The 19,918-nt window shown below is 57.6% G+C and carries 17 protein-coding genes and 1 pseudogene; 4 read left to right on the top strand and 14 right to left on the bottom strand.

Features of this window, described 5'->3' with window-relative positions; genetic code table 11:
* Positions 1 to 3 precede the first annotated feature (3 nt).
* The 5 genes from ACDELDRAFT_RS00140 to ACDELDRAFT_RS00120 all read right to left on the bottom strand — a co-directional run bounded on the left by ACDELDRAFT_RS00140 (position 4) and on the right by ACDELDRAFT_RS00120 (position 6,496).
* Complete coding sequence (locus ACDELDRAFT_RS00140; RefSeq protein WP_005792661.1) at positions 4 to 1,182, bottom strand: CaiB/BaiF CoA transferase family protein; 1,179 nt, start codon at positions 1,180 to 1,182, stop codon at positions 4 to 6.
* Complete coding sequence (locus tag ACDELDRAFT_RS00135; protein WP_050784095.1) at positions 1,175 to 2,638, bottom strand: aldehyde dehydrogenase family protein; 1,464 nt, start codon at positions 2,636 to 2,638, stop codon at positions 1,175 to 1,177. The genes ACDELDRAFT_RS00140 and ACDELDRAFT_RS00135 overlap by 8 nt, the downstream gene beginning before the upstream one ends.
* 283 nt (positions 2,639 to 2,921) lie before the next feature.
* Positions 2,922 to 3,815, bottom strand: coding sequence for a LysR family transcriptional regulator (locus ACDELDRAFT_RS00130; protein WP_005792659.1), 894 nt, complete (start codon positions 3,813 to 3,815; stop codon positions 2,922 to 2,924).
* 80 nt (positions 3,816 to 3,895) lie between these two features.
* Complete coding sequence (locus ACDELDRAFT_RS00125; RefSeq protein ID WP_040327575.1) at positions 3,896 to 4,567, bottom strand: glutathione S-transferase family protein; 672 nt, start codon at positions 4,565 to 4,567, stop codon at positions 3,896 to 3,898.
* 540 nt (positions 4,568 to 5,107) lie between these two features.
* On the bottom strand, positions 5,108 to 6,496 hold the full coding sequence (locus ACDELDRAFT_RS00120; protein ID WP_081470054.1) for a replication initiation protein: 1,389 nt from the start codon (positions 6,494 to 6,496) through the stop codon (positions 5,108 to 5,110).
* Between the two features lie 2,212 nt (positions 6,497 to 8,708).
* Here ACDELDRAFT_RS00120 and ACDELDRAFT_RS25490 point away from each other — a divergent pair.
* The 3 genes and pseudogenes from ACDELDRAFT_RS25490 to ACDELDRAFT_RS26150 form a co-directional block, all read left to right on the top strand.
* Positions 8,709 to 8,822, top strand: a pseudogene (locus ACDELDRAFT_RS25490) (IS200/IS605 family transposase); the annotation flags it as partial.
* 171 nt (positions 8,823 to 8,993) lie between these two features.
* Positions 8,994 to 9,755, top strand: a complete 762-nt coding sequence (locus tag ACDELDRAFT_RS00115) for a LysE family translocator (RefSeq protein ID WP_005792656.1) — start codon at positions 8,994 to 8,996, stop codon at positions 9,753 to 9,755.
* A gap of 291 nt (positions 9,756 to 10,046) precedes the next feature.
* Positions 10,047 to 10,250 carry a hypothetical protein gene (locus ACDELDRAFT_RS26150; protein ID WP_420042311.1) on the top strand — a complete coding sequence of 68 codons (204 nt, stop codon included), beginning with the start codon at positions 10,047 to 10,049 and terminating at the stop codon, positions 10,248 to 10,250.
* A gap of 282 nt (positions 10,251 to 10,532) precedes the next feature.
* On the opposite strand, the gene ACDELDRAFT_RS00110 is transcribed toward ACDELDRAFT_RS26150, so the two are convergent.
* Both ACDELDRAFT_RS00110 and parA read right to left on the bottom strand, forming a co-directional pair.
* On the bottom strand, positions 10,533 to 11,531 hold the full coding sequence (locus tag ACDELDRAFT_RS00110) for a ParB/RepB/Spo0J family partition protein (protein WP_005792654.1): 999 nt from the start codon (positions 11,529 to 11,531) through the stop codon (positions 10,533 to 10,535).
* 9 nt (positions 11,532 to 11,540) lie between these two features.
* Positions 11,541 to 12,215, bottom strand: a complete 675-nt coding sequence (gene parA / locus ACDELDRAFT_RS23785) for a ParA family partition ATPase (protein ID WP_005792653.1) — start codon at positions 12,213 to 12,215, stop codon at positions 11,541 to 11,543.
* Between the two features lie 1,282 nt (positions 12,216 to 13,497).
* Between parA and ACDELDRAFT_RS23780 the strand changes: the two genes are divergently transcribed.
* Complete coding sequence (locus tag ACDELDRAFT_RS23780) at positions 13,498 to 13,791, top strand: hypothetical protein (protein ID WP_232504671.1); 294 nt, start codon at positions 13,498 to 13,500, stop codon at positions 13,789 to 13,791.
* Positions 13,792 to 14,294: 503 nt separating this feature from the next.
* Here the strand turns inward: ACDELDRAFT_RS23780 and ACDELDRAFT_RS23775 are convergent.
* The 7 genes from ACDELDRAFT_RS23775 to ACDELDRAFT_RS23765 all read right to left on the bottom strand — a co-directional run bounded on the left by ACDELDRAFT_RS23775 (position 14,295) and on the right by ACDELDRAFT_RS23765 (position 19,349).
* Positions 14,295 to 14,597 carry an H-NS histone family protein gene (locus ACDELDRAFT_RS23775; protein ID WP_081470052.1) on the bottom strand — a complete coding sequence of 101 codons (303 nt, stop codon included), beginning with the start codon at positions 14,595 to 14,597 and terminating at the stop codon, positions 14,295 to 14,297.
* A 930-nt stretch (positions 14,598 to 15,527) separates the two neighbouring features.
* Positions 15,528 to 16,430, bottom strand: a complete 903-nt coding sequence (locus tag ACDELDRAFT_RS00105) for a nucleotidyl transferase AbiEii/AbiGii toxin family protein (RefSeq protein ID WP_005792650.1) — start codon at positions 16,428 to 16,430, stop codon at positions 15,528 to 15,530.
* A complete protein-coding gene (locus ACDELDRAFT_RS00100; RefSeq protein WP_081470050.1) occupies positions 16,427 to 17,026 on the bottom strand; it encodes a type IV toxin-antitoxin system AbiEi family antitoxin domain-containing protein in 600 nt (199 codons plus the stop codon). The genes ACDELDRAFT_RS00105 and ACDELDRAFT_RS00100 overlap by 4 nt, the downstream gene beginning before the upstream one ends.
* 49 nt (positions 17,027 to 17,075) lie before the next feature.
* A complete protein-coding gene (locus ACDELDRAFT_RS26145) occupies positions 17,076 to 17,369 on the bottom strand; it encodes a hypothetical protein (protein ID WP_420042312.1) in 294 nt (97 codons plus the stop codon).
* A gap of 519 nt (positions 17,370 to 17,888) precedes the next feature.
* The gene (locus tag ACDELDRAFT_RS00095; RefSeq protein WP_005792646.1) at positions 17,889 to 18,167 is read right to left on the bottom strand and encodes a hypothetical protein; all 279 of its coding nucleotides are present in this window, start codon (positions 18,165 to 18,167) and stop codon (positions 17,889 to 17,891) included.
* A 529-nt stretch (positions 18,168 to 18,696) separates the two neighbouring features.
* Entirely contained in the window at positions 18,697 to 18,963 is a 267-nt protein-coding gene (locus tag ACDELDRAFT_RS00090; RefSeq protein WP_005792644.1) for a hypothetical protein, read from the bottom strand.
* A 203-nt stretch (positions 18,964 to 19,166) separates the two neighbouring features.
* Positions 19,167 to 19,349, bottom strand: a complete 183-nt coding sequence (locus ACDELDRAFT_RS23765) for a hypothetical protein (RefSeq protein ID WP_005792643.1) — start codon at positions 19,347 to 19,349, stop codon at positions 19,167 to 19,169.
* Between the last annotated feature and the right edge of the window lie 569 nt (positions 19,350 to 19,918).

Here is a 19,918-nt window from a genome sequence, read left to right as displayed (position 1 = left end):
GGCTCATACAACCACCTCGCCAAACTCTGCTCGCAGAGCAGCACCATGCTGGTTAACGGCGGGTACGGGGGCAAAGGCACCCCGATCCCATTCCGTGGTATAGGGAGGTGCAGGCATCCGCACAGTAGCCCCGTGCACCGGCATAGGCCACGTGTGCAGCTGAGAATGGCGCGCCAGGTCTGACACAGAGTTCACCGAGGCAAACGCAGTGTTTGCAGCAATCAGCAGGTCGATGGCCTGGCCATGCGCCAAGCTGCTGAAGCGCTCCTGCACGCGAGCATCGAGTTCCGCACGGTTCTTCAGCCGGTCCGGCAGGGTGCAAAAGCGCTGATCGTCCGCCATGCTCGCCGCGTCCATGAACACCGCGCAAAAAAAACGCCATTCACGCTCGTTCTGGATCGAGATCACGATATCCCGACCATCCGCACAACTGAATGCGCCATACGGTGCAATGGTGGGATGGCGCAGCCCGACCCTCTGAGGAGGCTCACCACCACACACTGTCTGCAGCAGGGGCACAGACATGAGCTCTGCTGCTGTGGAGAAGAGAGACACTTTCACACCCGACCCATGGCCCGTGCGCGCACGCTGCAGTAGCGCCTGTTGGATGCCGATGAGCGCGTTCATGCCGGCATTGATATCGCACAGTGAGATACCGATGCGGCCCCACTCTCCAGGCGCTCCATTGACGGAAACCAGTCCGCTTTCGGCCTGCACCAGCAGGTCGTAGGCCTTCATCTCGCGAAGCGGTCCTTCCTCCCCATAGCCTGAAAGATCGCATGTAATCAGACGGGGGTGGCGTTGGCGCAGCAACTCGCTGTCAAAGCCCAAACGAGACGCGGCTCCAGGCGCCAAGTTCTGGATGAACACATCGGCGCGCGCCACCATTGCATGCAGCAGTGCGGCATCCGCCCCATCGCGCAAATCCAGCGTGATCGACTCCTTGCCGCGGTTAATCCAGACGAAGTAGCTCGATTCGCCGTGCACATAGTGGTCGTACCGGCGTGCAAAATCACCCTCAGGTCGCTCGACCTTGACCACACGAGCCCCAGCATCAGCTAGGCGGCTGGTGCAGTACGGTACGGCAACGGCTTGCTCCAACGCGACCACCAACAGTCCACTCAAGGGGCCGGGCTGCGCAGACGCTGCGTGCATGTTGGGAGGACTGGTAGAGTCATCCATGGAAATGCACCACGGTCTTGGTCACACTCATTTCTTCCAGCGCTGCCATGCCCTTTTCACGCCCGTGACCGCTGCGCTTGACCCCCCCAAAGGGTAGTTCCACCCCGCCGCCCGCGCCGTAGCAATTGATGAAGAACTGTCCCGACTGAATGCGGCGCGCCAAGCGTGCCTGGCGGTCCCCATCTCGGGTCCACACCGCAGCCACCAAGCCAAAATCGGTGTCGTTGGCCAAGCGGATGGCATCGAGCTCATCCTCGAACGGCATAGCGCACAGCACTGGCCCGAACACCTCCTCGCGGGCCAGCGGATGCCGCGCGTGAACTGGGCCGAAGACAACTGGCGCCACGAACAGTCCCTGAGGGGGCAGATCATCCGGCAGGGGCGTTTCAGCGATGACGGCGATTCCATCTGCGCGTGCCTGTGCTACGAAACGCTCCACGCGCTCACGCTGTGAAGCGTTGATGAGGGGCCCCAGATCAGCATTGGCCTCAGGCGTACCCAAGCGCACCGCCGCAAAGCGGCTTGCGAGCCGCTCAGCAAAGGCGGCGAAGACGGAGCGTTCTACCAGCACCCGGCTGCCTGCGGAGCAGGTTTGGCCCGCGTTCTGCACGATGCCGCGCACCACAGCGTCGGCTGCGCGCTCCAGATCGGCGTCGGCAAATACGATCTGGGGAGATTTTCCGCCCAATTCAAGCGTGACCGGAACATGGTGGCGCGCCGCGGCTGCCTGCACCAGTGCGCCGACCTCGCTAGAACCCGTGAAGGTGACGAGGCGCACGTCCGGGTGCGCCGAGAGGGCTGCACCTGCCTCTGCACCGAGGCCAGTGACCAGGTTAATGGCCCCCGGCGGGAATCCTACCTCCTGCGCAAGCTCGGCCACTGCCAAGCAAGACATGCAGGCATCTTCCGATGGCTTGAGTACCACTGCATTGCCCATAGCTAGCGCGGGAGCGAGCGATCGCCCGAACATCTGGGCAGGATAGTTCCACGGAATAATATGGGCCGTGACTCCGAGCGGCTCCCGCGACACGGTGACGGTGTAGCCGGGCTCAAACGGAATGACCTCGCCATGCACCTTGTCGGCAGCGCCGGCATAGAACTCCAGATAACGGGCCAGCACTTGCATGTCGCCGCGTGCCAACCCGATAGGCTTACCCGTGTCGTGGGCCTCCAGCCAAGCCAGGCGCTCCACCTCTTCCTGAACCCGCCGCGAAAGCGCCATCAGCAGGCGTCCACGCTGCACTGCGCTCAGGCCGCCCCATGCCGGTGAATCCAGCGCGGCCTGGGCGGCCGTCACCGCAGCGTCCACGTCTGCTGCGGTGCCGCGGCTGATGTGGCCTATGAGTCGCCCATCGGCCGGTGCGTGCATGGGCAATACGGCACCGTCTGGGGCGGCGCGCCAGCTGCCGCCTACGAAAATCGTTTTCACATTGGCGAGCGGCTGATCGATATTCATGCCGATGGAAGACACGTTGCCTAGAGGGGAAGAAGACATGGGCACTCCTGCGCTGTGGCGCATACGGAACCGCCCGTCAATTTCGCGGGCAGTGGGAAGGGGGAGGACGAGGGGGCGCGCGGCGTGTGATGTCGCCGCCGCTGCGAGCTAGTGCAGCCTGGGAATCGTGCGAAGGGTCATGCGATGTCTCCTGATAATTTCTGTCATGGCGGGTCTGTGCCCTTCATCGCAGTATCGGCAGCCGGTCTCCACAAGAGAATGTCCGATTGGCGAAAGCCGTGTTTCACAAATTCGAATGCTCGACCTTTGTCAGGTGGTCTATCAGTGCCTGCAACGCCGGAGATGGCTGTGAATTGCCGGCGCAAATCGACATTTGACGGACGGCCCAGGTGTCGGACAGCGGTATGACCTCCAGCCCCATCGCAATCTCAAAGGCCTGAGCGGCACGCAGCGGCAACAGACCCACGCCACTGCCCACCTGAACCAACCTGCACACCGCCTCGAAACTCTTGACTTTTGCGCCGAGAGTGAATGTCTGGCCAGCCTGAGCGGCTTTTTCGGCCAGTAAGCGCATCATGCTAGATCGGTCTTCCAATGCCACGAGGTTCTGCCCCATCAGGTCGACCAATGCGAGGCAATCTCCATTAGGGGCCTTGCCTCGGCGAAACACCGCAGCGATCCGATCACTGCGGTAGGGCCAAGTGGGTAAGCCCTTGGTCCACGGGCCTTCAAGGACAATGGCGAGGTCCGCCCGCGCAGCGCGCACGGTGTTGGCGCACGCTTCGCTCCATTGCTCGTCCAGAACCAGTCGAATATCAGGGTGCAGCTCCTGGAAGTCGGCCAAATCCTGCGGCAGAAACTGGGCCATCGCTGATGTATTGGCACATACGCGCAGGACCGCTGCCTGTCCAGTAGCGTAGTTTGACAGTTCGATTTGAGAGCGGTAAACGGCGTCCAAGATGCCACGCACGTGCTCCAGAAGGCATGCCCCCGCTGGGGTCAAAGTCAACCCGCGCGGGTGGCGATCAAAGAGCTGCACTCGAAATTGGTGCTCTAGCAGCGCCAGTCTGCGACTAGCAGCAGGCGCAGCGATGTGCAGTGTCTCCGCAGCCTTGGTGAGGCTACCGGTTTCTGCGGCGCGACTAAAGAGCAGCAAAGAATCGAGGTCAGGAAGCATGGCGGCGATAAATGGACCCAGAGCTTACCGCGGCGTACTGATCTCACCGGCTGGCTCATCCAAATGCATACCCCCCCGTGCTATGAGGGTCGCAGATCCGGCGAAGGGGTTGAATCCACGCCCTGCTCCACCGCACAACGAAGTTGTCGCTGCATGGCACGAAGGAAGGCGGGGCGCGCCTGTAGCCTCTGCCAGTAAGCGGCGACCGCTGGCGAAAATTGTTCGTCTAGCCCTAGGTGCTGAGCCAGCTGTAGCGCATAGGCCACCGCAATATCGGCGGCGGTAAACCTGCCAGCGCAGAGGAACTCGTCGCGTTGTACAGCAGCATCAACGGCGCGCAGTCTCGCAAGGAACCAGCGTGCATAGTCAGCGGCAACCTGAGGCTGGCGGCGCTCGAGAGGTTCGAAATAGGTATAGCGCAGCACCAATGTCTGCGGAAAGGTGAGCGTGGTGTCGCTCATATGTAGCCAATTGAGGTAGCTGCCGTAGGCCGCGTCGCCTGGTGGCACATCCAAACACCCTTCGCCATAGCTGGCGGCGAGGTACTGGCACATTGCGGCTGATTCCGTCATGCGCGTAGCGCCATCTACCATCAAGGGTACCGTCCCCAACGGATTGTCTTCAAGGTACTGGCGGGCATGCACTCGCGGAGGAAAAGGCAACACATGAAGACGATAGGTAATGCCCAATTCCTCCAGCATCCATAGCGGTCTAAATGAGCGGGCACTCACGCAATGGTAGAGTTCTATCATTGATGACTGTTGGGTCGCCATAGAGTTAACAAGCTCCTCGTTGTGGGGATCGAAGCGCACGCAGTTTGAACACTGCGCTGCTCAACGGTCTCAGTGTGTGTCCAAGACTACTGGTCACGGACGTGTGGGATTGGTTGTCGAAGGAGCTTACCAGCGAGTGAGCAGTGTCTGCCCTCCCCTCCGATAGACGGCATTCCTAGAGCGGGGGCGCACCTTCCTGCCAAGTGCAAAGCTATACAACTCCCGCTTGCTTCAAGGTCTCGGGGTACCTTTGTTGGCGAATCCTGCCCACAACGGCTCTTGTGGTCCCAGGAGGGGAGAATTCCAAGCGCCCCCCTAATTTCAGTTCAATCTCTCACAGGGCAATGGTGGCCGCTGCAAGGTGGTTGGGCGCCAGGAAGCTGTGTTCGACCTTTCCCATCCAAGTACCCAGGATTGACCATGACGACACTTGCTACGTTCAAGCGCCCTTCTCAACCGCGCGTGACCCGTAGGCATGAGTCATGCGAAACGAAGGCAAAGTAAATTCCGATGTTTGCCTCATCTGGCAGCACCATACTCCTCAATGAACTGAGCCAACGACTGTGCAGTAGGCTCACCCCAGAGATATTTTGCGTACCACGGAGCAAAAATTCCACGGACTGCAGCACTATCCAAACCCTTGTCTAGCTTGACGGTCTTGTTGGTATTCTGAGCCTTGAAAACATCGAAAAGCGTTTTACGCTCGTGCTCATCCAGCTCTTTGTACACACCGAGAGCCTCTTGAGCCCGTGCTGCCAAGAATCGCTCCATCACACTACGGCCACTTGCTTTGGTGGAGGCCGTAGCGCCTACAGACTTGGGGGCCACCAGCGCCGGAGCGGCAGCAGGGTTTCGAACAAGGTCTTGCAGCGCCCATCGGAAGTAGCCTGCAGGCGTTTCCAAGGGTGTCATACCCTTGGATTCCGCACGCGCCTCAACACGAGAGATGGCGGCACGAAGGATGTCATCACTGTGCTGAGCAACCAAGTCGCTTGCGTCTGCCTGGCTGAACCCAAATTTCATCACCTTGCCCATCAACTCCATGTCGATGATAGGCGGCGCAGGAAACTCCAACTGCGCCTGCTTTGTCTGTTCAACCCTGAACTGCAGCTTTTCGACGCGCCGGCCGTTCTTATGTTCAATAAGCTCGATACTGATGTCGGTGAGTGCGTTGATCTCAGCGATGGCCGGTTTAATCGTGTCACGCTTGAAGTACTTGTAGACCGGAGGCGTCGAATCCGAGATGGAGTTGCCTGTGATCACACCATACCAGTGCTCGTATGTCTGAATAAAGGTGACTTTTGACGGATTGGTCGCATAGCGACGGCAGATCTCATAGAGCGCAAGTGCAGATCCCGACTTCAACGAACTCTGGTACACGATCGACAGACGCGTGTAGGTGCTCGGAGCCATGACCTGTTCATGTACCTCGGGTGGAAATGCAAATCCGAACCAAACCTGGCCGGAGTGCTTATTCAGTCCAGCAGGATTCACCAAGGTGACCGAAGAGACAAGACGCTCACTGGTCCATTGCCGCTCGTTTTCCATGAGCAGCTTGATATTCTGCATCTCCTCTAGCTGCTTCTTCAGATACTGCACGTCCTTGCTATCGTAGGCAGCATCGCGAGCCAAGTCCGACAGTGGAATCCAGAAGTACTTTTTTGACGCAGGCGTATTGATGGGAGAGTTGAGGCCAGGAACCTTCATTTCCTGTGCGTGATACATCATCACATTGAACACCTTGCGCGAAAGCAATGAAAGATTGCCTTCGACGACACGTAAGCCAATGGCCTCATTGGTCTTGCGAAACTCTCGGAGCTCGCTGGAGTCGATCGCTTGGACCTCTCCGATCTTCCCCCTACTCTGCCTCGCCATCCGCATCGACCTTTCCTGAACGGTGCTCGGCACGCTCCGCCACGCGACCGACCTTATCGGTGATAGTTTCGCGGTGATTCTCTCACCTTTCGATGGAGGCGTCGAGAGTTCACCTTTGTATCATGTTACGCGTTTTTCACTGTAGCTTGAAAGCGGTGAGCCTCCGCAAGAGCCCTGGTCTTTGGCGCTTGGTGCGTAAAGACCATCTTGCTCTCACCATCAATCCCCGTTCATAGCCGGAAGTGCTCTGGGCACAACACCTTATTCAAATCCTGCAACTGAGGTTTGCTGCTGCGCTGCAGGGGCTCCATCTCGGCAAGCTTCGCTCGATTCATGGTCCTTGTGCGTGGCTTGTTTTGATTGTCAGCCTAGGCGAGACCACTAGCCAGCCTGATGCCGTCAGCTCCAACCACCTGCAAAGTACCAATTAGCCAAGTCACCCCCCGTAAAGCCTCACCTTTGGGGGGGCAAGCCCCTGAACCCACTCACCAATGGTCCCCAGCGAAGCTCACCTATCAAGTGACTTCCCCCCGGTAAAGCTCACCTATCGCCCTGTGAAGGCTCACCATGGTCCCTGAACCCACTCACCTAACTCCTTGGAACCCCGCGCCAAGCTTGGATGTCGCCTGATTTAAATTGTATTTAAGGATTCCAAGGGTGTTTATCAAAAAGATACTCAACTGGGCGCAGAGCAATCCATAGCTGACAAAGACAAGAAGCCCGTCTGGCAGAGACTTGGGTTGCGTGAGGACGGTCCTCAGAACTCCGCATCAATGAACATTCCAGCCAAAAGGACACAAAAGGTCCCCGAAAAAGCTCACCAAAGGCTTGAGGAGCCCTTTCCCCCAGTACAACCGCTGGGCAGATAGCCGTATCCGACGTGTCCGGGCGATCCGAGTCTCATCACAGACTGATGTCTGAAGGTGAAAAGAGGCTCCCGCAAAGGCTTAGATAGGCAACAGTCCAATTCAACTAAAAGGGACGCAGGGTAGAAATGGTGGCCCCCTCCCCTGCACATCCGGTGCCTTGCTTTTGTCCCTGTGAAAGCTCACCTTTCAAATGTCGTCATTGTTTGCTTAGATTGCAATGAAAGTGATCACTAACGTCAATCCTCGGGCTAGAGAAATTAGTGCGATGCTGGGTCCCTGTTCCGGCTCACCTTTCCGTCTGATGGAGGACTATTCGGTGATCCTTTTGGACGCGGAGCTGAACCACTTGGTGTCGCGCTGTCGCTACATCCCCCTCTCTGAGTGCGTTGATAGACCTGCCGGACAGTTCGTCATCTTCTACACGCCTTCTGCTCCCTGTAGAAGCTCACCTTTGTTGACTGGGCACCAAGAACGCGTGGAAAACAGATCGCGCATCTCGGTGTTACTTTGGTCCCCGTAAAGTCTCACTTTTCCGTCGATCTATCGATGGTGCCACAGGTCTCCGGTGCTTTCAGCGCTTGGAGACATGGCGAGTCTGTTTGGCTATCAGAGGAGTTTGTCCTTCTGCTCGACATACTGGTTCATGGCGGGCAAAGGGGGCCGCCCTATGAAGTTGGAAGGTTGTTTGTACTTTGAAGCTCGCCCCTGTTGTTCGTGCTGCCGATAGACGGCACGGCTTGGTGTCCCATTCTTGACATAGCCTCTTTTGGGACTGTTGGTCAGTTTGGGCAGGTGTACCTTTGGTGTTATCCCTACACCCCGGAAAAGCTCACCTTTGGCAGATAGGAACGGTCTTTGGGCGCACGAAACAAGGTTCTGGCATGCCTTGAGGTGCCGTTTCGGCCGATCGGCCCAATGTGCCCCTTCCTGCACGATCTGCTAGGAGGATTTTTTTGCCTGGACCTGCGTTATGGTCCCTGATAAAGCTCACCAATAGGTGCTTGTTGGTGCGGATCACCGCTTCTCAGAAGGCTGCGGCATCGGTCGCATCATCCAGCCGCGCTTGCCCAAGGGCCGGTAGGGAATGACGAATTAGGGTGCCATCAGGCGCATTGTGTGGCTGAATTTCTGAAACTCACGCCCAGTGGGAAGCGCCTGAGTAGGCTTTCATGCCGATGAGTCCGGGTGACAAAGTTGCGAAAAGTCCGAGCAACTTGGCACGCGGAACGCGAGGGCGCACCAGTTCGGACTTGCATGTGGTGTGTACTCCCGCGGTGCGGGGCGTGTCCGTCGAGTTCACCACCTCGAAACCAATCAGTCCAATTCCCGGCCACTTGCGCCAATCTTGTATGCAGTCCATCTGTCAAGGACTGGCCGTGCGTTTCCGGCTCATTGAACGATGGCATCCGAGCATTCGCAAGAAGCTGTGGGGCGGCGCACCCATCGCTGTTGTTGTTCGCCAGTACATCGAGCAGAAACAGGCGCCCCATAAGCTCCCGAGGTCGTCTGAGGGCTCAGCGCTATCCTTCCCCGCCTTGAAGGGCGAGGTTTGCCACGCGTTCCGATCAACGCATTAGCCGGCGAATACGTTCTTGGAGAAACCGATACCGATGATGACAATGGTGGTCAGGGACTTCCATTGCACTGAATGAGGTGGGATCATGACAGACCGCATTTCCAGTCGCGGTGCCTGGATGTCGCACCCGGTGACTGCACGGTTCATTTGGGACGAGGGCGCGTCCTTCGTTCGATTGCCGTCACAATCTGAAAATACTTTGGCCTTGGGTTCTATGACTCTGTCTACTTGGCTTCTCTACGTCGTCGCGGTTCTGGTTCTCACTGTCACGCCCGGCCCGAGCGTCCTGATGTGCGTTTCCACGTCAGTCAATCTCGGCGCACGCAAAGCGCTGATCGCATCGCTCGGAAGTACAACTGCAATCGTGAGCATCATGGCGCTTTCCGCGTTGGGGTTGGGGGCAGCCCTGGCAGCATCGGAACTGCTCTTCACGTGGCTCAAATGGCTAGGTGCCGCTTATCTGGCATACCTCGGCATTTCTTCGCTTCTCTCCTCGGCTTCAGATATCGCAGTCTCCGGGGAAGTGAAGTCGTCAACACCGCAGCGTCTCTTCGCTCAAGGATTCCTGGTTGGTGCCAGCAACCCAAAAGCTTTACTGTTCTTCGGCGCGCTGTTTCCGCAGTTCATCGTTCCAAGTGCGCCGCAGGTACCCCAGTTCCTTGTGCTCGGCGCGACATTCATATTCTTCGAACTGCTTTGGCTCACCATTTACGCGCTTTCGGCATCCAAAGCCAAGCAATGGCTCCAGAAGCCTCGCAGGGCTAGGCTTTTCAATCGAGCCACAGGCGTCATCTTCCTTGCCGCAGCCGGCCTTCTGGCAAGTAGCAAGCGCGCAAGTACGGCCTGACTCTTCCCATATGGGCTTTGAGAACCGTAGCTCCAGCTTCAGGAGGCGTGTTGGGGATACTGTCTAACATCGCCTGATAAACCTTGGTGTTAGCCGTGAACTTGCAGGACAGATTGTTGGTGGCGCAAAAGGTCACGCCGACAATGTAGATACTGCCACCAACGTGACGTTGAGGCTGTTCGCCCTGGACCATGGCACAGGTCACAGTTCCATGGGTGGTGGCGGCGGTGAATACGTACTCGGCCACGTCTCTAGGGGCAGTTGCCGCCACGATGGGTTGAGTCCAACACCGTGCCCACTTTTGCGGGTGGGTTTGGATCGGCTGGTACGTTCCTAGCCAGCATCGACGGCGGGACGACTTGGTTCGGTGACACCGATTACCCAAGCACGCGTCACAAAGTGGCTGTGCCCTCGCTCGAGGTCTGGTCCGTTTCCGTCTTGGGGCTCTTAGTGGCGGAGCTGGGGGTTCGTCGCATGCGACGCCGGGGCTTGTAGGCGGCATCCACCCGCCCGGGAAAGAGGTTCCTGCTGTGGGATGGAAAACGCTTCAGGTCCCTGTCTGTAAATCGTTTGCAGCTATTTCTATAGGAGCAAAACGTACCGTTTGCTGGGGGCAGTTTGACTCTGGGCGTGATCCCGGCTGCACTGCTTGGCCGGGTAGCAGATCCTGGATACACTCCCACTGGGCATCAAGGAGTGCACATCCTTTACTCACCCCTTGCAGCTGGCGCGGGGGCTGTAACTCTCAACAGCAGAGGCACTGATAGACGACACGTCCTAGTCGGCCAAGCCGAAGCGGCTCCTGAGCTCTGCGACCAAGGCAGCTCTCTCTTTGGGATCTGGTAGAAGGACTTCAAGAGCCACCTTGCCTGAGTCCCATTCCTTGAGTGAGCCAATCTGTTGGCCAGTACGTTGGATCTTGTACTGCCTTGATGTTTCTTTGCGCTTGCGCGTATCGCCCGTTTCGATTTTGGTGCGAATGGCACTGACTTGTCGGGATGAAAGATCTTCGACCACAATGCGGTCTACTAGTTCGAGCAGCTCTGGCTCGTTGAGCTTCTTCGCTGCAAGCGTTAGCTCATATCCCGTGAATACCCCGAATTTTTCTGGTCGATCACGCATCTTGTCGAGAGCTGCCGTTGGTAAGCCTAGAAGTGCAATCGTTTTGTTCACTGTGGAGAGTGAGACACCCAGCAACTCTGCAATTTGATTCTCTGTCTGCACTAGGCCCTTATCAATTAGCTTTCGCCAGGCGAATGCGTTGTCCAGAGGGCTCTGCGCGTTGCGCTCCTCATTGAGCAACCAGCTCATTCGATAAAGTTCGATATCACTTTCGTGACGACGGATAACCAGATCAATTGTGTGTTGGCCAGCTGAGGCGAGCGCCTTCTTGCGATAGTGGCCGTCGATCAGCAGATAGTCACCTACGATCGTCGGATGTTCGATCGCCGACGCGGGGACCATCTGGCCGCGGGTGGCGATTGATGCTGCCAATTCCTTAACAACATCAGGGTTGTAGATGTATCGTGCGTTTAGCGGATTTTCATGCACCTTTTCAAGAGGCGCTCGGACGATTTGCTGTTGATTGGGGAGCGGACTTTCAGCGCTGAAAGCCCGACCAGAGTCAGCCACTGCGGGGGTGGGCACTGCAACTGCTAAACCAGAAGGCCGCTCGGCAAGTACAGCATCCGCAGTTGCGAAACGTGCGTTCACATCCTTCTTTTCTGCAGAGAGCGAAGCTCTCATCGCAGCTTTTCGGTCAATTTTTGAGCTCATCTTCACTCCTTATTTTTTCCGCAGCGGAAGCTTCAAGAGACCGAGAACTTCGTCTGCCATCAGCTCGACTTCCTCCACGGCTGCTGTTGCTCTGGGAACTTGATGAACGGTCGATCCGAGAATCTGAGCTTCACGGAAGGCCGCTCGCGATCCCAGTGTCGTCTTGAGTAACGGAAAGTCCTCGTCTTCGCCCAAAAGCTCCAAAAGTTCCTTTGCGAGCGATGTTGATCGTTGAACCATATTGGCAACGACGCGAGCTACTAGTTCTTCATTATTGGCCTGCGCTGCTTCGGCAAGTTTCTTGGCAGATTCTGCTGCCCAAATATCCGCGGGGCTAGGTACTAAGGGAATCAGTGCGAGATCCGAAACAAGCATGGCAGAGGTTGGTGCTGCAGAACTCATTGCTGGGGGGCAGTCAATAAAAATCACATCAAACCTATCAATGTGATTTTTTACTTCTCTGTGCATTTTGCCCTCCATTGGGGCAAGACTCATCACGGACGCGGGAAACGGGCGTCCCTCGGGAGCGGCGCTCGACCAACGGCTCGCAGTTCCTTGTGGGTCCATGTCCACGACCAGCGATGCATATCCCCGAAGCCCAAGGGAGCCGGCAAGGCTCATCGCTATGGTGGTTTTCCCACAGCCGCCCTTCTGATTGAAAACTGTGACCACTTTTGCTGTCATCGCTTGCTCCTGGTAGTTGAGTCCGACTTTCAGCGCTGAAAGTCGCCTTGAGTCCGTGGCCGGAATTGTATGACGGATTCGTGTTTAATTTATTGCTACTTGCAACGTTTGACTCAATTGATGCTGGCTAGTGCATATAAACGCAGATCGAAAAAAGGAGGGCTGCTTGGTCGGGGTGTTTGCCGGCTATCGTGAGACTTTCAGCGCTGAAAGTCGAGTTAGGGCACGTGGGGTTTGATGGGTGGCGCTAGTGTGCGCATTAATGCGTTGTTGCCTGAATGTTTTGCTTCCCTGTGGCGAAAGGGCGGCTGCGCTCTAGTCTCGGATTCTTGCCTCGCCTGACTCTCGACGAGGGTTGCTATTTCACCGGTGCGGATGGGTGACGGAATCTAATATTTGCAGTTTGATCATGTTTTGTTGTTTTTGCCCACACGTCGGTGGGCTTTCAGCGCTGAAAGTCACCTCTACGTTCCGTCCTGCGACGATGACTGGAGGACCAATGATCTGGTCCACAAGGCCGGTACCGGACGGATTCGTGTCGCAGTCAAAGAAGCCTTGCATTCGAAGCTGCGGTGCGGATGGCCGGCATATCGCTGGAATTCAAGAAAATTGAGGCCCGACGAGTCGGAGTGGGGCCCTTGCATTGGGGCCGCAGAATGTACAGTCGCGGAAGTGGATCAGACGCCGCTGAATAGCGGTCAATATGATTGAGCCTGCAACGCAACGGCAGGATGGCAAGCCGGAGTGTTCCCCGCGATGTGACCAGTCCGAATGCGCGACCACTTTGAACAGCTAAAGATGGCGCGGTATGACGTATTTAGAAACGACTTTAATCTGAAGCAATGTCAACAATTGGTCGCACTGCCGTGCAATAGAAGAGAGCGTTGCAATGCTTGGATGTGCCTTACCTTCACTGAATCTTTGAATCTTCATTGAGAGAGCCTTGTGCAGTGTTTTCAACTTGCGGCTGGCTCAGGATTTCTATAGGGTTTCACACTCACAGAAGCCCATCACAGGTCTCTTTCACGGCGTTTTACATGTCATCCGTGCAGCCCCATTGAGCCTTTTTGAGGGGCAAAAAGTACCCACCCAAAGTGAGGCTCTGACTTCGGGCTTGTGTATTCACAGGGCGCGACTCTTGCGGCGTTTGCGGACAGGCGTATTAAACGCAGGGGATGTGCCACAGCGGAACGTTCTCACCCAAACAAGCAGATGCACCCTAAGTACACTGTTTCAGTAGGCCCTAAATCAGCGTTGTTCGCTGACAAGAACCGAACAACTGGTGCCATTGATTTTTACGCTAGCTTCAACGAATGAGGCACAGTCGTTGCCCCGGCACAATGCCATTGCTATGAACATACGAGAACTACCGGACGATAATTTAGTTGCACAAGCCCGCGAATGGCGGTTGCGGGCACTGCGCGGAGAGAAGAAAGCACGTGGCATTGCACACGAGTTGGAACGGGAAGTGCGCAGGAGGTTTGCCCAACACGAAGCCACGACGATCGCCATCAAAGAAATGCGACCGCTGGGGGAGTTGTCGCAGGGGCGCCAGCAGCGTTGGAAGCCTTGGTGAGGTGAGGTTGCCGGAGGATTGGGTGAAAACGATCGATTGCCCCAAGGGCAACAATCCGAGGTGGTAGTTTGGCCAAACATGCATATCTATCTAAAGATATGCAAGGACCTCGCCCAGGCCTTAGACCATTAGCCGCCTCCAGCCAAAGGCACCACGTTTGCACGGGGGAGACAACGCGGGTTGTGGTCGGTTCGATATCGACGGCAAGCCCAATTGGGAGACTGTTGCCACTTTACGTTTGTGCGATCGTCGCGCCGCACGCGCGCACTGTCGATCTAAATTGGCAAAAGGCCAAGTATGAAACACCAAGACAAAGGCCAAGTTGCGCGAACTGGTATACGAACATATGAGATCGTGCGAAGCACCAGATACTTCTGAGATTGCCGCGACCGAATGACCGCTGGTAGCTCGTTGTGAATAGTCGATGTTCTCGGCCGCAGGTGGTTAAACCAGTAGTTCAGAGCCTGTTAGGCCATCTCAAGATGGGATCAATCGTTCGGCCGTTAGTCGATTAAAAACTTGGTGCGGTCCTGACCCGCAATCCACTTAGGTGCTTTGCCGCGCCCAGTCCAAGTTTCTCCTGTGGCTGTGTTTCGGTATTTGGGCGCTACGGTGGAGCCCTTGTTGCTGCGGGTCGCTTTCCGTTGACCTCCAAAAACATCATTCACGCTGAGGCTGAACTCAGCGACCAACTGCCGTGCTGTCTGAACGGCAGCCGAAGTCTCGGCTTTACGTGCGCTTGCGATCTGCGCATCAAGTGCTTCGCGTTGCGCCAAGAGTTCCTTGTAGTTGAGAGCAGTAGTCACAAATTTCCTTTATTCAGATTGAATGTCACTTTTACAATTGTCTGCGAAACAGCAGACACCACAACGCTCTGCGAATGAAATTCTGAATTATTTTGCGGCTGTTGGTAATGAGCAGCATGCGGCTGCGGTGATTGCGCGGCCCATATGAAACTGCAACATTGGGCTTAGGCCTTCAGCCGTCTGGCCGGCCTCGATTTGAAACTCTTCCTGATAAGCCATGGAGTGATCGGATGCCAAATACAGAGATGGCCACGATTCAAAGGTGCGGCTATCTATCTCAGCCCCAGCGTTGAATCGACCACCAAGGCTGGTAAGGATTCCGGCCGCGAAGAGCGGATGCCGGGGCCACTGATAGCCAACTATATGGACTCAGTTCTTGAGTTCCAAGGGTTCCGCAGGAGTTTCTTGTAGGGCTTTCAGCAGCTCTAGATGACGGCGGCGCTCAGGTTAAAGTTTGAAATGAAGGATGTCTCGGAGCTCATCCAGGTCTGCAAAGAGCTCGTCCCGCCGGTCAAGCGAGTACTCGCTGACGCGGTAGAGCTCAAGAAGTGCTGGAGTTCGTGAAGCAGAAGAGCAACTTGCCCGAGTGGATCGTCGGAACCAGTCGCGGCACTGTTTCAGCCACTGCCATGGCGGTCTACGTGCGTGATCCGCCCATCGCTGGTCTATCACCAGGTCAAAGACGGATGCAAGCACTGCCAAGCCACCGAAACATCAAGGCCATCGGGCGTGTGAGCCGGAGGAGTTTTCCGGCCACAGCCTCCGTGCAGGCTACGTGACCACGGCAGCGATGGCGTCGCTGCCCACATGGCTCATGCATGAGCAGACCGGGCACCGCAGCGATACCGTGCTGGCTCGCTACATCCAGCCGGTCGAGAAGCGGAAGGTTCCCTCGGTGCTTTGATGCGGCCGGAGCCGTTGCAGCTGAGGCTAGACCCAGCGCAAAGTCTCTGGGTGCCATATGGCCGTAGCCTGACCGCCAGCGGCGGCAACCTCCGTTGGCGGCCACAGCAGGTCGTCCAGCAGCGCCACGGTGTCACCCAGGCTCGCGGCTTCGATACGGTTCTTGTTCAGGAAGGCCTGCCATTGGCGCAGCTTAGTGGCGTCTTCGCTGAACTGCTTGGTCAGTGCCAAGGGCCGCTCGGTGGGTAGGGCGGTCTGGCGTCGGGCAAAGGTGGCGGCAATGGCTGCCGCCAGCGTGGCGCCGTCCAGTTCCGTGCGCCGTGCGATTACCGCCAGGTCGAAGAAATCCTTCATGCGGCTGTTCGCTTGCCCCAGCATGACCATGGCCTGGTACTTCTCGGCGATCACGGTGTAGACGGGATAGACCCGCAGCGTGGGGGCAGGGAAGTCGCCTAGCAAGGTGGGATAAGCCACCGTCTGTGGCCTCGGCGTCACTGCGTCCCCGAAGCCCACATCGACCTGCAGCGCGCAGCGTGCGGAACCGATGCGTGCCACCAGCGTGATGCGCGTTCCGCCGTAGGTGTTGTCCTCGCGAATGGCGTCGGCCTTCACGGAGTCGGCATCAAACAAAATGCCATCGCCCAGGTCCATGGCGGCGATTTCGCGGAAGGTGGCGATCAGGTTCGCCTCATCGTCGGGGCCGAAGCCGAGCAAGTCTGCGTCCTTTGTCGGCCGGTGCGGGGTGTCGTACCAGAGTGCAAAGAGCAGGGCGCCCTTGAGCAGGAAGCGGTCAGCATGCGGTGACAGGCTGACGCGGGTCAGCAGGCGCTCCATGCCGAAGCGGTTGAGCAGCAGGTTGTAGTCGTCGCCACGTTGCTTGGCGAGGGTCAGTAGTCGGGCCAGAATCGACGCGGAGAGGTTGCTGGTCATTGCGTCACTGCCTCCAGGTAGGGCTGCATGACACGTTCGACGCGGTTGGTCTTGGCGAAGTGGCTCAGCTCTGGCATGGTGACCTTGCGGCTGCGCCAAGCATCTTTCAGTGCCTCCAGCGCCACATCCAGGCCGATCTTGTTGCGGAACTTGAAGCAGTCGGTCACCGTCTTGGCAGCGCTGTACACACGGATGGGTGCGCCGTGGTCGGTCACGGTCTGGATGCCTTCGTTGTACGCGGCACCGCGCAGGCGTGTGATGCGCAGTGTGGGGTAGCTTAGCGCCGGGGTCTGTGTCGCCTCGGGCAGCGCGATCCACACTTCGTGCGGCAGTTGCGTGCCGATCTCATGGAATTGAAGCGCGCTCAGCAGACACAGCACGGCCTTGGGCACACGCTGGCAGACCTCGATCAGCGTCTGGTGCTCGGTGACTTCAGCGTCAGGCAGTCCGTACAGGCCACGGGCGAACCGTTGCAGCTTGCCAGCCTGGTGCAGCCGGATCAGAAGCTGCGGTGACCAGCCATGCTCGCGCACATCCGCAGCCCGCAGCACGCGCCGGTGCCGGGCCAGTTCGAGGATGTGGTCGGACTGGTTCATGAGGGGTGAGTTTAGTATTCGCATTACTTTTGTACAAGTGATGCGATTTTCAATCGAGCGGGGAGGGCTGTGACCTCGCAGCTCGCCGGTCCTGCGCATGGCCGCCGTGGCTTCTTCCATGGCGTTGCGAACCGGAGCCACCATTAAGCAGGCGTAGACCTTGGTTAACTCCGGGGCCTTGTGGTTCAACCTTCCTGATGATCTGCAGGCTGGTGCCGCGCCTGACCCCGTACCTATCGGTGTTGATGTGGCGCTCGAACTTTTCAATGTCTTCCTTGCGGGCTTGCTCGATGGTCACATCCGAGTAGCGCCCGATCTTGATGCGCTCTGGTCTGCCCTGAATCTCGCGGTACAGCAGAAAACTCTTCCGGCCGGTCTTGCCGACGCTGATCGCGAGTCCTTAGGAGTCCGTATCGTAGAAATACGCCACGCCTTCGGTCGGAAGCGTCAGCCAGGCGGTTGCTAGGCGGTTGCTAGGCGTTGGTTGGTCTTTGTGCATGCGGGAAATCTTGCTACTTGGTGGCTACGAAGCCCGTGCCTTTTGCAGCAATCGATCGCACGCTTGCGACCCCTAGCATTCATCGAGGCCAGTTCCGGTTTACGGAGACCTGCTGTTTGAACCCGCTGGGCTGTTGAGGTTGTTAACTTCCGTTGCCTACATAGGGCGACGAGTGGCGAAAAACAACATTAGACGTAACCAAGCTCTGAGGCTAAAGGGGCCACTAGCTCGACAAAGGGAGTGGAGCAGAGAGCGGAGGTCAGACTGGGGCGCTGAGCTATCACTTCTCGGTGGGTTGCACAGGGCCTGCAGGGCAGGGGGGGAGCAGCAAACACGGTGATGATGGGCCGAGTCTCGGTCTGCCTACCCCGCATGGGCATCGCTTTGTTCCATCAGGAACTTGGCAATGCGGGGGGCCGTGGCTTGCAACTTCTGCACGCGGCCATCGACCAACCCGGTGAGGGAGATGCCGGCGCGCGCATTGTCTGCAACTGCATTGGCCACGGCTTTTTTGGCGAGACTGGTCACTTGATTGGCACGCAATCCATAGAAAGTCGGGGCTGTGCTTTTCATGATGGGGAGGCTACAGCATATGACCATGGAGGACAAGGCAATGGCCTTCCGAGAGGCGAATTGGAACATGTGCAGGTTCTCCTGTTGCATGAGGGCGAGCGCATCTCCAGGCAGGCATGGGACCAGTCAACCACCAGGCATGCGATTTCGGCTCTTTCCGCATCGGCAGGGCAGCGGATTCACTGTCCGCTTGAGGTGGACCTCGAAGGCGTATTTACTGGGGATGGCGCGGCCCTCTTCGCAGCTGGCGTCGCCTGTGACGGTGTGCCAAGGCAGAGCACATGCGCCGAGGGCGCTGCGATAGTTTGTTCAATGGGGTGCATTTCCCGTTTCCTTGTGAAAAAGAAGACGGGTAACAGCCCTTCGGGCAGTAGGCGCCTGTTAAGGGAGTTGCAATGTGTCCCGGAGCATCCGGGGATGTTCACGGGCTTGGGGTCGCGCTTCTCAAGATGTTGCCGACTGGCATCAGGGAGCCATCGGTTCGACGTTCAACGCGCGGGACGAGAGCTGGTCGTGGCTTTGGCCCTGGGCGAATGTCAGGTCCTTGGAAACATGCATCAAACGAAATCGCACGGTGCAGCGAGTTCCCAGACATTGCTCATGAGAACAAAGCTTCGCTGGCGAGGGCTTTGCCTTTGGGCAAATACTGGGCAGCGTCATTGCGCAGCGCATCGACTTGCTTGGCGGTCAGCGGGCCGTCATCCGGCTCGTAGGCGGGCAGAACATCGGCCGCAAACTTCGGCAAGGCCATGTGCACAACCTGTGTCTCGCTCACATCCAGCTCCCTCGCCAGGGCTTTAACTGCTCCCCTGGTCACATCGAACGTTGCGTCCTGCGTGCGGCCGACTTCTATGAGTTCGGGCATTGATTTCTCCAGAATGCGACTAAGGGCACGAAGCCCTTTCGGGTTGAGCTTGCTCTTGCGAGTGCATTTTGCTGATTTCGCCCGGGGATGCCGCCCAGCTGCCGTTTCAAAGTCTGGGGCATTACGCGCCACAGCAGAAAGATTTCCAAAACTAACTGCAGGACGCCTGGGAAAGCCCCATCCGAGGACGGCGGCCTGGCTGACTAAGCACGCGGAGGGGTCTTGCTTTGCTGGATTTGAGCATCTCGGCCGCGCGCAATCTCGAGATCGACACGCCGCAGTTCAACCTTGATGCCCTTGTAGGCACCCGCCAGTGGCGCGAAGTACAGCCTGAGGCTGTCGCGGAAAATGCGGCGTAGCTGCAGAGAAGGGGTTGCGGATGTCACTTCAACATCTCCTGAACGGGCCCGATACCGAGTGGGCGGTGTAGAGCGAGCATGGTAGCAAACCGATCCCAAAGGAGGGATTTTGCTATCCGAAGCCTCTGCGGTGCTGTGACGGAACTCGGGAACCACCCCTGTGCTTTGCAGCAAGGGAGGGGCTTGGGTTATGAAAAGCCGGAATGAGCCCCAGTCGGGCTTGTCCCGGAGGGAGAAATCAAGAATTGGCTTCCAGCCATTCCCTCAAAGGAGCCCGCAAAGCCTCCGCAGGCCTCAGGAAGGGGCTTGGGAGGTTCTGCCAGGGGGGCATGTGACCAACGGGTGCGTTTGGCCCTCAGGGTTGCAGGATTTCATCAAAATGTGACAGTTACTCTTGATCGACCAGATTTCGGCGCCGAAGCGGCTGAGAACCGAGCATTCGGGACAGAACCCTGACATTGGAGGCCCCTGCTGCGGCGGACATGCCCACGATGGTGTTGCCGGCACGGTTGAACTCGGACACGGCGAAGGTTTTCTCCGCCCACACGGAGGGAGGGCCCGTATCGCGCGGTGAGTTGTGTCAACTGGGTGCTCAT

Source organism: Acidovorax delafieldii 2AN, assembly GCF_000175235.1.
Lineage (GTDB): Bacteria > Pseudomonadota > Gammaproteobacteria > Burkholderiales > Burkholderiaceae_C > Acidovorax > Acidovorax delafieldii_B.
This window is presented reverse-complemented; position numbering and strand designations above follow the sequence as displayed.

Bases quoted from the DNA above. Each gene is read 5' to 3' on its own strand.
- ACDELDRAFT_RS00140 (WP_005792661.1), bottom strand. From the start codon at position 1,182: ATGGATGACTCTACCAGTCCTCCCAACATGCACGCAGCGTCTGCGCAG.
- ACDELDRAFT_RS00135 (WP_050784095.1), bottom strand. From the start codon at position 2,638: ATGAATATCGATCAGCCGCTCGCCAATGTGAAAACGATTTTCGTAGGC.
- ACDELDRAFT_RS00130 (WP_005792659.1), bottom strand. From the start codon at position 3,815: ATGCTTCCTGACCTCGATTCTTTGCTGCTCTTTAGTCGCGCCGCAGAA.
- ACDELDRAFT_RS00125 (WP_040327575.1), bottom strand. From the start codon at position 4,567: ATGATAGAACTCTACCATTGCGTGAGTGCCCGCTCATTTAGACCGCTA.
- ACDELDRAFT_RS00115 (WP_005792656.1), top strand. From the start codon at position 8,994: ATGACAGACCGCATTTCCAGTCGCGGTGCCTGGATGTCGCACCCGGTG.
- ACDELDRAFT_RS00110 (WP_005792654.1), bottom strand. From the start codon at position 11,531: ATGAGCTCAAAAATTGACCGAAAAGCTGCGATGAGAGCTTCGCTCTCT.
- parA (WP_005792653.1), bottom strand. From the start codon at position 12,215: ATGACAGCAAAAGTGGTCACAGTTTTCAATCAGAAGGGCGGCTGTGGG.
- ACDELDRAFT_RS00105 (WP_005792650.1), bottom strand. From the start codon at position 16,430: ATGACCAGCAACCTCTCCGCGTCGATTCTGGCCCGACTACTGACCCTC.
- ACDELDRAFT_RS00100 (WP_081470050.1), bottom strand. From the start codon at position 17,026: ATGAACCAGTCCGACCACATCCTCGAACTGGCCCGGCACCGGCGCGTG.
- ACDELDRAFT_RS00095 (WP_005792646.1), bottom strand. From the start codon at position 18,167: ATGTTCCAATTCGCCTCTCGGAAGGCCATTGCCTTGTCCTCCATGGTC.
- ACDELDRAFT_RS00090 (WP_005792644.1), bottom strand. From the start codon at position 18,963: ATGCCCGAACTCATAGAAGTCGGCCGCACGCAGGACGCAACGTTCGAT.